The sequence below is a fragment of the Pseudomonas sp. Pseusp97 genome, assembly GCF_047304025.1.
Classification (GTDB): domain Bacteria; phylum Pseudomonadota; class Gammaproteobacteria; order Pseudomonadales; family Pseudomonadaceae; genus Pseudomonas.
Genome location: NZ_JBGLYK010000032.1, coordinates 23,156 through 38,349 on the forward strand (window position 1 = coordinate 23,156; position 15,194 = coordinate 38,349).

A 15,194-nucleotide genomic window follows, 5' to 3' on the forward strand; every position below is an offset into this window, starting at 1 on the left:
CGTTGGTTGAGGTTGCGCGATCACTCTCGATGAGGCGCTTCACGATTGCAGGCGCGAACGCAGCCAGCGTTTGGCCAGCAGCAGCAGGGACTCGGGCTCGACGGTGCTGTTGGCGGCAGGTGCCGGATTGGTGTCGGTCTGGATGTGGCAGATATAGGCTTGTCGCAGCTCAGCGTTATCCAGAAGCAGCAGCTCCGGCTCGGGGCATCCCGGACTTTTCCGGGCGTCGATGAACTGGTTGATCATCCAGAAGACTTTGTCATTGCCTTGCAGATTCACCGAGTTATGGATGCGTTCAGCGTCTAGGATCCATTGCCTGGGATCTTCTCCCTCATAGAACCGTCGGCCTTCGAGCCTGCGCATGCCAGTGGCGAGCACCCAGCAAATCTCGAACAGCATCCAGGCCCGGTTGGAGGAAATGGTATTGCTGCCGTGTATGCGGTACTGCATGAGCGGATGCTCAATGATCGAACAATTGAACTGTTCTACGGCCCTGAACATAAAGTCCCAGTCGTGGGCGAAGCGAAGATTGCGCATGCCACCGATGGTCTCGAACAACTGGCGGCTGAAGACCATATTGCTTGTGGTGGAAACAAAGTTAGAAACCACCAGGTTGAGATCAAAGTCTGGAGTGGCAGCAAACGAGTGGGAAGGGGCGGGAATTGCCCACGGAAGCATGTTCTTCCAGCCTTCTTTGATGCCTAGTGACTGCCCTTGCTGGTTGATGACCTCGATCCAGGTGGTCACAAGGTCGAGGGACTGCTCTTCGAGAGCTGCAACGCAGCGCGAGAGCCGCTGCGGATGATAGATATCGTCGGAGTTAAGGATGGCAAGGTATTTGCCCTTGGCCAAGTACAAGCCGCGGTTGATCGCATGATGGGCGCCAGCGTTCTCCTGCTCTATCAGAGTGTAGCGAGAGTCTTTCACCTGGCGTAGATAGGCGAGGGAGTCGTCGCTCGAACCATCGTCGATGACAATCAGTTCCAGGTCTTCCAAGTCCTGATTGAGGACACTGTCGATGGCCTTATCGATGTAGTGCCGGTGGTTATAGCTGGGGATAATTACCGATACTTTGGTCATTTTTGCTTGCTCAGATATGTCTTGATCCACTCCCAGGTTGCCGGAAGGCCTTCCTGCAAGGCCATCGGGGAATAGTCGATCTGTCTGGTCAGCTTCTCGATATCGAGGACGTTGTAGCCGACATCCATGGGGCGGGGAGCTTCGCGTTTGATCAACAGTTCATGGCCGTCATTCTCGACCAAGGGGCGCAGGTAGCGATTGAGAAGGTCGATGGTGGCGACGCCGACACCAGTTCCGATATTGAAAATCTCGCCATTAGGTGCGGTGTGGATCAGCGTAGCAATAGCCTGGGCAATATCGTCCACATGGACGTAATCGCGCACCGAGCCACCGCTTCCGAACACGGGAATCGGCCGCCTCTGCAGCACAGAGGCCAAGGTCGTAGCGACAATGCCTTGCCCTTTGAACGGAATCTGGCCCGGCCCGTAAGCGTTTCCGGGTCTCACGATGACTGCCGGGAGCCCGCGCTGCTGGAAGTACAGCCGAGCGATTTGCTCAATGTTTAGTTTGGAGGTGCCATACAGCGATATCGGCGAGGTCGGGCTGCACTCCCGGATTGGACGATGCTCCAATGAATTGCCATAAACCGTGCCACCTGAGGAGACGAAAATAAACTTTTCGACACCTGCATGAAGGCATTCTTCCATCAACTGAATGGCGGGTAGGACGTTGCGTTCGTACTCAAGGCGCATGTCGCATGTCTGGTTGAGCTGAATGCTTTCGTGCGCCAAGTGCACGACCGACTGAATGCCTTTCAACGCGTTGCGTAACAGCTCCCGGTCGGCATAGCTCCCCATTACCTGCACGACCCGGTTGTCGGCGGTCTGGGGAGGTGAATGCCGGCTGATGCAGGTCACCTGATGGTCTCTGGAGAGCAACAGGTTGGATAAGTGCTCTCCTATGAAGCCGTGGCCTCCGACGAGTAAGGTCTTCATGGGATGTTCTGTTCCAGATAAGGCTGGCTAGCCTTGTAGAAGCAGTCGATGTACTGCTTGGCGATATGCTCACTGGAGAACCGATCCAGAATGTCCGCCTCCTGAGCTTGAAGATTACGGCGGTACACTGGAAGTCGCTCGTGCCACTGACTGAAAGCGGCCGCTCGATCCGCCTCGCTGGCATTGACGGCAATGGTTTGCCCGCCCGCGAACTCCTCCAGTACGACACTGATGTCACCGGCGTCGGTAGAGAATACCGGGACCCCGAAATTGATCACTTCCAGCATGGCGATCGGCAAGCCCTCATAGGCCGAGGTGATGATCAGCCCGGTGGTGACCGACGCCAGCTCCAAGGTATTGGCGACATACGGAATGCACTTGACGTTATTCAGGTTCTCCCTGGCGATGAAAGCGTGGCATTCGCCGCTGAGCTCACCGTCCCCAACCAGTACATAGATTTCGTCAGTGAAATCCTTGCGAAGCTGTGCCAGCTTGAGAAACTCTAATGGTCGCTTCTGTCGGGTTAGCCTACCAACGAAAGTGAACAGTTTACGGTCGGCAGGAAGGCTCAGCTTTTTGCGCACCGTCGCAGGAGTGGAGCGGGACTTCTTGAAATCGATGATCTTCTGAGTGTTTACCGCTGAATAGATGAGATCGATTTTCTCCCTATCCATGTTCAACTGTTCGATGAACTTATGCTGGATCTTCTGGTTGATGGCGATAAAGCGATCAAACGACTGGATACCTGGTTCGTGATAGCGATTGATCCAGCCCTCGTTCACGTCGTAGACCTCCTGGTCGATGATCGGGATGTCATGGAACAGGGCACGCAGATTCTGGGCGTTGTCGCATAGCCAGGGAGAGCCATTGGCGATCCAGATGAAGTCCGGGCTAATCCATTTCTTGAGCTGAAGAAGAAGGCGAAGGTATTCCGAGTGAGTCGTGATCTCGGACATCTCTATCAGACGCGCCCCGGCATCCTGGAATTGTGCGGCGAGACTACCCTGCTCCTGGCGCAGACGCTCCATGGTAATGACGACGAAGTCGTAGGTACTGTCTAGCTTACGGATAATCTCGACTGTATTTCGCTCTACGCCGCCCACTGCGACGAAGATCGGAAACACGAAGACAGTCGGCCGGTTCTTTTCTACGACAGGGAGCTTGGCAGGCGCGTATGGACGCTGTGTGTGAGTGCCAGCGTTGGTGGAGAACCAGGAGTTGTGTTCGTTGAACGAAACCTCGGTGCAGAGCAGTTCGTTCAATGAAGATTTTCGCCAATCGCGTTTTTCCAACGGCTCTGTCCGGTAGATCTTGCCAGCGAAGGAGGCCTGTCCGAGAGTGCCGTTCAGCACGGCCGGCAGCAGGTGGGCGGAGAACACTAGCTGATCCGAAAGATTGCCATGCGTAACAGTGCCGTCATTCTCCAGCCCGTAGGAAATCAGACAAAGATCCGCGCGATTTTCTACGACTGCCAGCCATGCTCCCAGCAAGTGGTCGCGGTTAGGCATGCCGGAACCACTTTGTGGTCGGAACATGACCAGATTGTCCGTGGCCTCTCTCTGTATTGCCTGCAGGGCTTCGGTAGGCGAGAGAATAGTCGCCTCATTGCCCATGATGTGTGTAAACGATTCACGGATCGAGTTCGCCGCAGGATGTGATTCGTCGAGAACCAGGGCGAAAGTAGATTGAGTACGCTGCCCATTGCTCGGCGTCTGAGCGGGGGCATTGCCAGGCCGGCGCTGGAGGCTTTCCTGGATGCGGCGGAACAGATACCGAGGGTCACGTACCAGCCAGTACAGCGCACGACTCGCCTGTCTCTGTAGGCGCACGCGCCGGTTGTTGTCGGCAGCCGGAATAGTGCGCAGTCCTTGCAGGAGCGAAAGCTCCTGGAACATGGCGGACTGCTGCTCAGGATCAACGAGGATTGACCGGTCGCGTGCAACGTGGGCATCGAGGAGGTTATGTATCTGCTCCCGGTTCAATGCCAGAGCGTCAACGGGAGTACGTTCGATGTGCTGCCAGTAGTCCTTCCATGCCGGTGAGAAATTACGCTCCATCGCCAGCGGCAGAACTTGCTGCTCGCTCGAAGTGATTCGCTGCAATACCCCGTATTCGTACATCGCTCGAAACAGAGTGCTGTAAAGCAGGCTGAGATAACCGCCGACCAAGGTACGGGAGGCCTTTCCTCCATCCGCGATCAGTCCCTCCAAGGCATTGCAATGTGCGACCAGTGCGTCAAGTCTGTTCTGCCAGACTTTCCCAGATGCTGCATTGGCAGACCCCGGCCGCTGTCGTGCCGCAGCCTCCAGAGAATCTATGCCAAGTATGCGGCCAACGCCTGGGTGAGCATCTCTGAAAACGACGGCCATTCGGCCTGAGCAGATCTGGCGTTTACAGAAGCCCTCAACGATGTAGGGATGGTAATGATCGCCTTTTGCTTCGGTGGCGTAGTAGATCTTCAGACCGCGCAGCGAAAGCCTGTAGCCGAGTTCGATGTCCTCGAAACCATATTGGTCGAAGCGATCATCGAAGATTTTCTTCTCCTGGACCACGATGTCTTTGTCGATGCAGATATTGCAGGTATAGAAATGGCGGAAATCGACGAAGGCATTATCAGGTAGGCGGTTGTAACTGAACTGCTCATTCCCGATCTCGGTAATGTGCTCCATCAGATGGTTGACTGTCAGGTCGGGCGCCCAATTGACAACACCAAGGGTGGCGACATTCTTACCAAGCCTTCTGGCTAGGCGCGCGTGGACATTCAGGATTTGAGCGTCGGGGAATATGTCGTCGCCAATAATTAGGAGACGTTCGCCCCTGGAAGCAAGAATTGCTGCGTTTCGCGCTTTCGACGCCCCGCCATGGTCATTGCGTAGAACGCGGATAGGCAGGTCGTTGATCTGCTCCAGATACTCGACGCTGCCGTCTTCAGAGCCATCATCCGAGAAGATGATCTCATAGGCGAATGGGGTTTCCCGGTTGACTAGTCGCCAGGACTCGATGACGGTCGGCAATAACCGCAGTCGGTTGTAGGTGGGAATGATGACGCTGATGTAGGGGGCGTCATTACCAGGAGATGTCGAGTCCTCGCATGCATGGGGCAATTGCGCATGCTCGGCGTTGATCCAGTCCAGGTCCAGCGAAGGATTCAGATGGCGGCCCTCATGGCGTCCGTGGAGCCAGTAATGTACCAGGGGCGGTACATTCAGGGATGCAACATCCGGATAACGGGTCAAGTAATAGGCCCCGTCGAACTCAGGACAGGGATCACGCATCTCGCGCCAGCCAATGCTGAGGTAGTGGCTCAGCGGATTGACGCCCGCAGACTTAACATCGGAGTTTTGGGAGAGGTACCAGGCTGCATTGAAGAGCGGGCTTTTCTCCAAGGCCGATTGCCACTTCAGACGCTCCAGTCTTCGCCCAAGGCTGTCTGGTAGCGATTTGAAGAATCGCATCATCATCTTCTTCCTAATAATGCAGAAAACCTGCTCAAAGAACGTCCGCGAAGCCTTTACGTGTCTTCTGGAACCACCAAAAACCAAACCAGGCAATCAGAACACTCACCAGGTAGTAGCCACCTAGCTGTGTGATGGATGGCAGATTTCCCCAGATCAGAACTTCTCTCGACTCTTCAATGATGAGAGTCAGAGGATTGATATAGAGCAGCGGGCGATATGCCTCCGGAATTGCGGTGATGGGGTAGAACATTGGAGATAGGAACATCAGAACGGTGGTGATGATTCCTGTGATTTGGGATATGTCCCGTAGATAGGCACCCAAGGCAGCGAGAAACCAGGAAAACCCCATGGTCAGGATAATCAGTGGGAGTAATACAACTGGAAACAGAAGAGTAGTAAGCGGAATGCTACCCTTGAGCAGAAACTCGGCTACAAGCAGGACGAACCAACTGATGCCGGTGTGAAAGAGCGCCGCCCCCATAGATATCCAAGGAAGGATTTCCAGGGGGAAAACAATTTTCTTCACATAATTGGGGTTGCCGGTGATCAGTGTCGGTGCGCGGTTGAAACACTCGGCAAAAAGACCATGAACGATCATTCCGGAAAAAATGATGATCGCGAAGTCACCGGTATTGTGTGGCTCGGTGTTGCCCCAGCGAGACTGGAAGACGACGCCAAATATGAAGGTATAAACGACCAGTAGAAGCACTGGATTGAAGAACGACCAAGCCAAGCCCATTATCGAGCCGCGGTACCTGCCGATTACTTCACGGACAGCCATCTTCCAGATTATCGATCTATTTACCCATAAGCTACGCATTATTTCGGGCGGATTGGCCGCGTGATGAAGGCGAGTACTCATGCATTCATCTCGAAGCGTTGGATCTGCATACGGAAATATTTAGTCGTCATCGAGAGCAATTACTCGTAGGTCGTTGCGTCGAAAAGATAGGGAGCCGCAGCATCTTTTGCAGACAGTAGGGGCGCTTGCTCGAGGGGCCATTGAATACCCAGCGCAGGGTCATTCCAGGCGATGCACCGCTCGTGCTCCGGCGCGTAGAAGTCGGTGGTTTTGTAGAGGAACTCTGCGCTCTCGCTCAGCACTACAAATCCGTGTGCGAAGCCTTCTGGAACCCACATCTGCAGCTTGTTCTCTGCGCTCAGGCGCTCGCCGACCCACTTTCCAAAAGTTGGCGAGCTCCTGCGCAAGTCAACGGCGACGTCAAAAACCTCCCCCGCAGTGACACGCACAAGTTTTCCTTGTGCGTGCGATAACTGGTAATGGAGGCCCCGCAGCACGCCCTTGGCAGATTTGGAGTGGTTGTCCTGAACGAACTTAATCGACCTTCCAACAGCTTCCTCGAATTGCCGGTGATTGAAACTTTCGAAGAAGAAACCACGCTCATCCCCGAAAACTCTGGGCTCCAGAAGGATGACATCAGGTATGGCAAGTCGTGTGGCTTTCATTAGTAAACCGTCTCCACGATCAAACGCTTCAAGTACTGTCCGTAACCGTTCTTGCACAGTGGTTCGGCAAGTTTTTCCAATTGCTCCGCAGTGATCCATCGCTGCCGAAAAGCGATTTCTTCTGGACAGGCAACCTTGAGCCCCTGGCGATTTTCCAGGGTGGCGATGAAGTGGCTGGCTTCGAGCAGGGAGTCATGAGTGCCGGTGTCCAACCAGGCGTAGCCACGGCCCATGATTTCCACCGAAAGCGCACCGGCCTCCAAGTAGGCTTTGTTGATGTCGGTGATCTCAAGCTCTCCTCGAGGGGACGGCTTGATGTTCTTGGCAATCTCCACGACCCGGTTGTCGTAGAAGTACAGGCCAGTGACCGCATAGTTGGACTTGGGCTTGGATGGCTTCTCTTCCAAGCTTATGGCCTTTCCTTCGCTATCGAACTCGACGACACCGTAACGTTCCGGATCATGCACGTGATACGCGAACACGCTAGCACCAGAGTTGCGCTGCATTGCGTTGTGCAGCAGCTCCTGGAAATCGTGCCCATGGTAGATGTTGTCGCCCAGTACTAGTGCGCAAAGGTCGTCGCCGATGAACTCCTCGCCGATTAAGAAAGCCTGCGCGAGGCCATCCGGTGACGGCTGGATTGCATACTGCAGATTCAAACCCCACTGGCTGCCGTCCCCTAGCAGTTGTTCGAACCGTGGTGTGTCCTGGGGAGTGGAGATGATCAGAATCTCGCTGATCCCCGCCAGCATCAGGGTGCTCAATGGGTAATAGATCATCGGCTTGTCATAGACTGGCAGCAATTGCTTGGAGATGGCTAGGGTGGCCGGATGCAGGCGGGTGCCGGAGCCGCCGGCGAGAATGATTCCTTTGCGCTTCATATGTTTCCCTGGTCCGCCAGTTCTCTGATCATGCGTTTAACGTGGTACTCCCAGGATGGGAGCACCAGGTCGAATGTGCTCTGCAGTTTGCCATTGGCCAGGCGCGAGTTGGCTGGCCGCTTGGCGGGCAACGGGTAATCGCTGGCCGGGATGGGGATGATGTGCTGCACGCTGGCGCGCAGTTCGCAGCCCAGGCGCAGGGCCTCGCCGATGACTGTCTGAGCGTAGTGGTGCCAGCTGGTTTCCCCGCTCGCTACCAGATGGTAGGTACCCGAAGCGCGAGCGGCGAGCGCAGGTTCGCGTGCCATACGCTGCAAGACCAAGGCTGTGATGTCGGCAATCAGTTCCGCGCTGGTAGGGGCGCCGATCTGATCTGCAATCACCCTGAGCTCGTCGCGCTCTTTTGCCAGTCGCAGTATGGTCTTGGCGAAGTTCGCTCCACGCGCGGCATAGACCCAGCTGGTGCGGAATATGAGATGGTTACAACCGCTATCTCGGATGGCCTGCTCACCTTCCAGCTTGGTCTGCCCGTAGACGCCCAGGGGGCCGGTAGCAGCGTCTTCCTGAAAAGGCTGGTCGCCGCCACCGTCGAAGACATAGTCGGTCGAATAGTGCACCAGCCAGGCACCAATTTCCTGCGTGGCCTGGGCGAGAACTGCGACCGCTTCGGCATTGATCCGGCGCGAGCCCTCGATATCGGTTTCCGCTTTGTCCACTGCCGTATGCGCGCCAGCATTGACGATGACGTTGGGGCGCTCGTCCGCCACAAGGCGGGCGAGCCCGTCCAGATCACTCAGGTCGGCCTGCTGGCGGTTGCAGACAACGAGCTCTCCCAGAGGAGCCAGCGCGCGCTGCAGCTCCCAGCCGACCTGGCCGTTAGCGCCGAGAAGAAGAATCCTGCTCATGCGTACTGTTTGCCTACCCACTCGCGGTATGTGCCGCTGGTGACGTTGTTGACCCACTGCTGGTTGTCCAGGTACCAACGAACGGTCTTGCGAATGCCGGTATCGAAGGTTTCCGTCGGCCGCCAGCCCAGTTCTCGCTCCAGGCGCGAGGCATCGATGGCGTAACGGCGGTCGTGGCCTGGGCGATCTGTCACGAAGGTGATCTGTTCGCGGTAGCTTTTGCCGTCGGAGCGAGGCTGTTCCTGGTCAAGTATGTCGCAAAGGGTGTGCACCACGTCGATATTGGCCTTTTCATTCCAGCCACCTACGTTATAGGTCTCACCCAGGGCGCCGACCTCAAGGACCCGGCGGATGGCGCTGCAGTGGTCTTTTACGTACAGCCAGTCGCGAATCTGCTGACCATCGCCATAGATCGGCAGAGGGTTGCCTTCCAGGGCGTTGTGGATCACCAGCGGGATCAGTTTTTCAGGGAAGTGATAGGGGCCATAGTTGTTCGAGCAGTTGGTGGTCAGAACCGGCAGCCCGTAGGTGTGGTGGTAGGCACGGACGAGATGGTCGGAGGCGGCCTTGGATGCCGAGTACGGGCTGTTGGGCTCGTACTTGTTATTCTCGGTGAAGGCCGGATCGGTCGGCGACAGGGAACCGTACACCTCGTCCGTGGATACGTGTAGGAAGCGGAAGTCGCGCTTCTCGGACTCCGGCAGGCTGTTCCAGTAGGAGCGTACGCTTTCCAGCAGGCGGAAGGTGCCGACTATGTTGGTCTGGATGAAGTCTTCCGGGCCGTGGATCGAGCGATCCACATGTGACTCCGCGGCGAAGTTGAGGACGGCGCGCGGATGATGTTCCTGCAAAAGGCGAGACACCAGGTCCGGGTCTCCGATGTCGCCCTGGACGAAGATGTGCCGCGAGTCACCCTCCAGGCTGGAAAGGTTTTGGCGATTGCCTGCATAAGTCAGCTTATCGAGGCTGACCACGGGTTCATCCTGAACTGCCAGCCAGTCGAGGACGAAGTTGGCGCCGATGAAACCTGCGCTTCCGGTCACGAGAATGGTCATGGATTAGAGCCTCTGAAGAATGGCGGCCGCCGTCAGGCCGAGATTGCCGAGAAGGGTTTGCCTATAGACTCCTGATTTGATGATCAGGAACAGGCGCTTGAAAAGCGATGACCTGCGTGCACGAATGAAGAGACTCAGCGTGTGGCGGCTTTCTGCACTCAATTCCGACTGAACCGCCTGTAGTGCATGAAGATTGGCGTCGTTCCACTCGCGGAACGTACCGGCCATCATCTTTTTCAGGCGCACGGCGCGGTCGCTGATCCTGGAGTTGGAGCCGATCAGGTTATTGCCATGCTGGCGATAGCCGATGGTGGGTACCGGATCGTAGTGAACGATGCCGCCGCAGCCCGAGACCACCAGATACGCCCACCAATCATGGGAGACGATACGGTCTTCGTCTTGAGTCTTGAGCAGAAGTTGGCGTGCGGTTCGGTTGAAAAGCATCGTGTTGCCACCCGCAATGCTCTGAACCAGGGCGTTGCGAAAGGTCGGCGGCGCATCGAACAGGGGGGACAGGCCGATGGGGGCGCCGTTCGCATCGACCAGTTGGGTGCGAGTGCAATACAGGGCTGGTCGCTCTTTTGGTACTTCCTTGCACCAGCGTACTGCACGCTCGAGCTTTTCAGATCCCCAGATGTCGTCCTGATCACAGAACGCGTAAAAATCTGCTTCCAGCTCAGGGCGTTTGAGAAGGGAAATGAAGTTGGCCGAAAAACCGCGGCGAGGACCTTCAAAGATAACCAGACGATTATCGCCAAGTTGCCTCTTATAGCTTTCCAGAATTTCTCGAGTCGCATCACGCGAGCCATCGTCGGAAACGAAAATCGTCCAGTTTTGATGGCTTTGTGAGATCAGGGACTCGATTTGTTCGGCAAGAAAGATCGCGCCGTTGTACGTCGACATCAAAATGCCGACCCGCAAGGTTTTGGCGGCTTCAACGTCCTGCTGTGGTTTTGGCTGAACCACGTTTTCGGCGATCACTGGCGTGCCCCTGGCGGTTCCATCCGCGGATTGCTGACTAGTCTGCTGGCACAATGGTCATGGCCAGTTGGGGTGCTCCGACGCCAGCTCAATTCAGGAGGCAGCGTGGATCGCGACATTATATTCATGCAGACTGCTCAGTAAACCTATGTCTTTCTTCCAGTTTTTACTCGCGCACAGAAGGCGCGATTAGTTCTTCACCCTACGCTGTATAAAGAGCGTTAAGACTTCCTACAAGTCTGGAGGTTCCCAGTAAAACCTTCCATTCGTCCGTGCAGGCGTTTTTCAAAGCATGAAAATGACAAAGGCCCATCACTGAGGATGAGCCTTTGTCGACGTTTCGTATTTTTGGTGCCGGCACCAGGAATCGAACCCGGGACCTACTGATTACAAGTCAGTTGCTCTACCAGCTGAGCTATACCGGCAAGGAGGGGCGCCATTATAGTCATGGCGTCCGGGGTGTAAACCACTGATTTGTCAGAATGATCCGCAGTTTTGGTCAGTGCCCGCCAGCAGCCGCGGCGCCGGGCTTGGCGCCGAAGGGTGGCTTGGCCAGGCAGATGACCACCAGCATGGCGAGGAACAGCCAGCCGAGCATCGTGAAGTAGTCGATGGTGCTGATCATGTAGGCCTGGCTTTCCACCATGCGTTCCAGCAGCGTGGCGCTGTGCTGGCCGGGGCCGCCGAGTTGTTCGACGGTGGCGCGGGTGGCCGGGTCGTACTGGCTCAGGTTTTCCGTCAGGTAGGCATGGTGCATGGTCGCGCGGCGGTTCCAGATCCAGGTGGTGAGCGACGCGGCAAAGCTGCCGGCCAGGGTCCGCAGGAAGGTCGCGAGACCGGAGCCGTCGGCGATCTGGTCCGGCGGCAGGTCGGAGAGCAGGATGCTCAGGATCGGCATGAAGAAGAACGCCACGCCCAGGCCCATGAATAGCTGCACCAGGGCGATGTGCATATAGTCGACCTCGGTGGTGAAGTCGGCGCGCATGAAGCAGGTGGCCGCCATCGCCAGGAAGGCCAGTCCCGCCAGCACTCGCAGGTCGAAGTTGTTCGCGTAGCGCCCGACGAGCGGTGAAAGGAACACCGGCAGAATGCCGATCGGCGCTGCTGCCAGCCCCGCCCAGGTCGCGGTATAGCCCATCTGCGTCTGCAGCCACTGCGGCAGCAGCAGGTTCATGCCGAAGAAACCGGCGTAGCCGCCGACCAGCGCCAGGGTTCCCACCGTGAAGTTGCGGTGCACGAACAGTCGCAGGTTGACGATCGGGTGCTTGTCGGTCAGCTCCCAGATCACGAAGACCGCCAGGGCGATCACCGCGATGACCGTTCCGCCGATGATGAAGCCCGACTCGAACCAATCGAGGTCATTGCCCTTGTCGAGGACTATCTGCAGGGCGCCGACGCCAATCACCAGCATAGCCAGGCCCATGTAGTCCATGGGCGCATGCTTGATTACCACCGGGCGGGCGCGCAGCTGCTGGTAGACGACCATGGCGGCGAACAGGCCGATGGGCACGTTGATGAAGAATATCCACGGCCAGCTGTAGCTATCGGTGATCCAGCCGCCGAGGATCGGCCCGGCGATGGGCGCGACCACCGTCACCATCGCCAGCAGTGCCAGTGCCATCCCCCTTTTCGCCGGGGGATAGATGGAGATCAGCAGGGTCTGGGTGATCGGGTAGAGCGGCCCGGCGACGAAGCCCTGGAGGGCACGGAAGCCCACCAGCATGCCCATCTGCTGGGCGACGCCGCAGAGGAACGAGGCGATCACGAAGAGCAGGGTGGCGGCGATGAACAGCCGTACTTCGCCGACCTTGCGACTCAGCCAGCCAGTCAGCGGCAGGGCGATGGCGTTGCTCACCGCAAACGAGGTGATGACCCAGGTGCCTTGCTCGGAGCTGACCCCTAGGTTGCCGGAGATGGTCGGCAGGGCGACGTTGGCGATGGTGGTGTCGAGCACCTGCATGAAAGTCGCCAGGGACAGGCCGATGGTGGCCATGACCAGGCTGGGGGGGCTGAAGCTGCTGCTGTTGGGCTGGCTCATGACGGCGGTCGGATCAACGCTGCGCGGTGCGGTGGTTGGCGTCGGCGAGGTTGGCCTGGATCAGCTTCTCGATCAGTTGGTCAGCCGATGCCAACTGCTCCTGGTACACGTCGGTGGAGAACACCGCTTCATGTGGAGGCTGCTGAGCGAGGGCAGGGCCGCTCTGGTCGTGGAGGCTGACGTTGACGTCCATGGACAGGCCGATGCGCAGCGGATTCTTCGCCAGTTCCTCGGAGTTGATGCGGATGCGCACCGGTACGCGCTGGACGATCTTGATCCAGTTGCCGGTGGCGTTCTGCGCCGGCAACAGGGAGAAGGCGCTGCCGGTGCCGACGCCGAGGCTGTCGACGGTGCCGGAGTACTTCACTTCGCTGCCATAGAGGTCGGAGCGGATTTCCACCGGCTGGCCGATGCGCATGTGCTTGAGCTGGGTTTCCTTGAAGTTGGCATCGATCCACACCTGGTCCAGCGGGATCACCGCCATCAGCGCGGCGCCCGGCTGCACTCGCTGGCCGACCTGTACGGTGCGCTTGGCGACGTAGCCGGTGACCGGGGCGATGATCACCGCGCGGGCGTCGTCCAGGTAGGCTTGGCGCAGCTTGGCGGCGGCGGCTTTGACGTCCGGGTGCGAGGCGATCACGGTGTCGTCGACCAGTGCCCGGTTGGTGTCCAGTTGCTGCTCGGAGTTGGTCAGCGAGCTGCGCGCGGTGTCCAGGGCGTCGCGGGCGTGCGCGAGCTCTTCCTGGGAGATGGCGCCGTCGTTGGCGAGGTTCTGCCGGCGTTTGAAGTCGGCCTCGGCCTTGGCCAGGGCGACCTTCTTCGCGGCGACGTCGGCCTTGTAGCCGTCGACGTTGCTGAACAGGCCGCGCACCTGGCGCACGGTGCGCGCGAGGTTGGCTTCGGCCTGCTGCAGGGCGATGTCGGCGTCGCTGGGGTCGAATTTCACCAGTACCTGGCCCTTGCGCACCAGGTCGCCGTCATCGGCGCCGATGCTGACGACGGTGCCGGTAATCTGCGGGGTGATCTGCACGACGTTGCCGTTCACATAGGCATCGTCGGTGTCCTCGTGCCAGCGGCCGTAGAGGACTTCCCAGGCGACGCTGGCAAGGCCGGCCAGGATCACGACGGCGAGCAGGATCAGCAGCCAGCGCTTGCGCTTGGGGTTGCCGTTGGGAGTTTCTTGGGTCGCGGTGCTCATGACGGGTGCCTCGTTCAGTGCGCGGCGGCCGCGTTCGCCTGGGCGAGCGGGGCGGGAGTGGAAGTGGTGTCGGGCTGGTAGCCACCGCCCAGGGCCTGGACCAGTTGCACCGAGAGGTCGATGCGCTGGGCATCCAGGCTGGCCAGCTGGCGCTCGGCGAGGAGCAGTTGCTGCTGCACGCTGAGGGCGTCGAGGTAGTTGCCGACGCCTTCGCCGTAGCGGCGCATGGCCAGGTCGAAGTTGGACTTGGCGATGTCGCGGGCATCGCGCTGGTCGTCGATCTGCTGCTCCAGCGAGCGCAGCTTGCCGAGATCGTCAGTGACCTCACCGAGGGCGTTGACCAGGGTCTTGTTGTACTGGGCCACGGCCAGGTCGTAGTCGGCGTCCTTCCCGGCGAGGTTGGCGCGCAGCCGCCCGCCGTCGAAGATCGGCAGGGAGATCGCCGGGGCGACCTGGAAGAAGCGGCTCGGCGCCTTCAGCACGTCGCTGGTGTGCAGGGCGGCGAGGCCGACTATCGCGCCCAGGTTCACGTTGGGATAGAACTCGGTCTTCGCCGAATCGATGCTTTTCGACGCCGCTTCGACCCGCCACCGCGCGGCGACGATGTCCGGGCGGCGGCCCAGCAGTTCGGCCGGCAGGTCCGAGGGCAGGCTCAGCGCGCCGGGCTTCAGCACCTGCGGTCGCTGCAGGTCCTGGCCGCGGTCCGGGCCCTCGCCGAGGAGGACGGCGAGGGCGATCCGGTCGCTGGCGATTTCCTGTTCGGCGGCGGCCAGTTGCTGCTTGGCGCTGGCGACCTGGGATTGCGTCTGCTGCAGTTGGACCTTGCTATCCAGCCCGGCATCCATGCGTTTCTGGCTGAGCTGGAAGAGATGCTGCGAGCGTTCCAGTTCGTCCCTGGCCAGGTCGCGGGCGACGAAGGCGTGAGCCAGATTGCTGTAGGCGCGCGCCACGTTGGTGGAGAGCGTGATCGCAGCGGCCTGGCGGTCCACTTCCGCGGCATTGGCCTGGCCGAGGGCGGCTTCCCAGGCGTCGCGCTGGCCGCCCCAGAGGTCGAGATCGTAGCTGAAGCTCAGCGACAGGTATTTCACCGCCGAGTAGCGGCCGCCGGTCGGTGCCGGCAGGACGCTTTCCGGAGCGCGGATGCCGGCATAGCTGGCGGTGCCCTTCACGCTCGGCAGGCGCTCGGCGTCCTGCGC

12 protein-coding genes and 1 tRNA gene are annotated in these 15,194 nt (G+C 58.7%); all 13 read right to left on the reverse strand.

The window, feature by feature from the left end:
• Positions 1–39: 39 nt before the first annotated feature.
• Positions 40–1,080, reverse strand: a complete 1,041-nt coding sequence (locus ACCC94_RS08870) for a glycosyltransferase family 2 protein (protein WP_413348974.1) — start codon at positions 1,078–1,080, stop codon at positions 40–42.
• Positions 1,077–2,015, reverse strand: a complete 939-nt coding sequence (locus ACCC94_RS08875) for an NAD-dependent epimerase/dehydratase family protein (protein WP_413348975.1) — start codon at positions 2,013–2,015, stop codon at positions 1,077–1,079. Before ACCC94_RS08875 ends, ACCC94_RS08870 begins: the two co-directional genes overlap by 4 nt.
• Positions 2,012–5,473, reverse strand: coding sequence for a glycosyltransferase (locus ACCC94_RS08880; RefSeq protein ID WP_413348977.1), 3,462 nt, complete (start codon positions 5,471–5,473; stop codon positions 2,012–2,014). Before ACCC94_RS08880 ends, ACCC94_RS08875 begins: the two co-directional genes overlap by 4 nt.
• Before the next feature lie 31 nt (positions 5,474–5,504).
• Complete coding sequence (locus ACCC94_RS08885; protein ID WP_413348978.1) at positions 5,505–6,335, reverse strand: ABC transporter permease; 831 nt, start codon at positions 6,333–6,335, stop codon at positions 5,505–5,507.
• Positions 6,336–6,394: 59 nt separating this feature from the next.
• Complete coding sequence (rfbC, locus tag ACCC94_RS08890) at positions 6,395–6,940, reverse strand: dTDP-4-dehydrorhamnose 3,5-epimerase (RefSeq protein WP_413348980.1); 546 nt, start codon at positions 6,938–6,940, stop codon at positions 6,395–6,397.
• Positions 6,940–7,821, reverse strand: a complete 882-nt coding sequence (rfbA, locus tag ACCC94_RS08895) for a glucose-1-phosphate thymidylyltransferase RfbA (RefSeq protein WP_413348981.1) — start codon at positions 7,819–7,821, stop codon at positions 6,940–6,942. The genes rfbC and rfbA overlap by 1 nt, the downstream gene beginning before the upstream one ends.
• Positions 7,818–8,726: a dTDP-4-dehydrorhamnose reductase gene (gene rfbD / locus ACCC94_RS08900; protein WP_413348982.1), complete on the reverse strand. Its 909-nt coding sequence runs from the start codon at positions 8,724–8,726 to the stop codon at positions 7,818–7,820. Before rfbD ends, rfbA begins: the two co-directional genes overlap by 4 nt.
• Positions 8,723–9,781 (reverse strand): dTDP-glucose 4,6-dehydratase, encoded by a 1,059-nt coding sequence (gene rfbB / locus ACCC94_RS08905; RefSeq protein WP_413348983.1) that lies wholly within the window; start codon positions 9,779–9,781, stop codon positions 8,723–8,725. The genes rfbD and rfbB overlap by 4 nt, the downstream gene beginning before the upstream one ends.
• A 3-nt stretch (positions 9,782–9,784) precedes the next feature.
• Complete coding sequence (locus ACCC94_RS08910; RefSeq protein WP_413348985.1) at positions 9,785–10,762, reverse strand: glycosyltransferase family 2 protein; 978 nt, start codon at positions 10,760–10,762, stop codon at positions 9,785–9,787.
• A gap of 349 nt (positions 10,763–11,111) precedes the next feature.
• Positions 11,112–11,187, reverse strand: a tRNA-Thr gene (locus ACCC94_RS08915).
• Positions 11,188–11,261: 74 nt separating this feature from the next.
• On the reverse strand, positions 11,262–12,800 hold the full coding sequence (locus tag ACCC94_RS08920) for a DHA2 family efflux MFS transporter permease subunit (protein WP_413348987.1): 1,539 nt from the start codon (positions 12,798–12,800) through the stop codon (positions 11,262–11,264).
• A gap of 13 nt (positions 12,801–12,813) precedes the next feature.
• Complete coding sequence (locus tag ACCC94_RS08925) at positions 12,814–13,998, reverse strand: efflux RND transporter periplasmic adaptor subunit (protein WP_413348989.1); 1,185 nt, start codon at positions 13,996–13,998, stop codon at positions 12,814–12,816.
• Between the two features lie 14 nt (positions 13,999–14,012).
• Positions 14,013–15,194 (reverse strand): efflux transporter outer membrane subunit (locus ACCC94_RS08930; protein ID WP_413348990.1); only part of this gene is annotated, 1,182 nt, incomplete at its 5' end.

Coding starts and splice junctions, on each gene's coding strand:
- ACCC94_RS08870 (WP_413348974.1), bottom strand. CDS start 1,080: ATGACCAAAGTATCGGTAATTATCCCCAGCTATAACCACCGGCACTAC.
- ACCC94_RS08880 (WP_413348977.1), bottom strand. CDS start 5,473: ATGATGCGATTCTTCAAATCGCTACCAGACAGCCTTGGGCGAAGACTG.
- ACCC94_RS08875 (WP_413348975.1), bottom strand. CDS start 2,015: ATGAAGACCTTACTCGTCGGAGGCCACGGCTTCATAGGAGAGCACTTA.
- ACCC94_RS08920 (WP_413348987.1), bottom strand. CDS start 12,800: ATGAGCCAGCCCAACAGCAGCAGCTTCAGCCCCCCCAGCCTGGTCATG.
- ACCC94_RS08885 (WP_413348978.1), bottom strand. CDS start 6,335: ATGAGTACTCGCCTTCATCACGCGGCCAATCCGCCCGAAATAATGCGT.
- rfbA (WP_413348981.1), bottom strand. CDS start 7,821: ATGAAGCGCAAAGGAATCATTCTCGCCGGCGGCTCCGGCACCCGCCTG.
- rfbC (WP_413348980.1), bottom strand. CDS start 6,940: ATGAAAGCCACACGACTTGCCATACCTGATGTCATCCTTCTGGAGCCC.
- rfbB (WP_413348983.1), bottom strand. CDS start 9,781: ATGACCATTCTCGTGACCGGAAGCGCAGGTTTCATCGGCGCCAACTTC.
- ACCC94_RS08925 (WP_413348989.1), bottom strand. CDS start 13,998: ATGAGCACCGCGACCCAAGAAACTCCCAACGGCAACCCCAAGCGCAAG.
- rfbD (WP_413348982.1), bottom strand. CDS start 8,726: ATGAGCAGGATTCTTCTTCTCGGCGCTAACGGCCAGGTCGGCTGGGAG.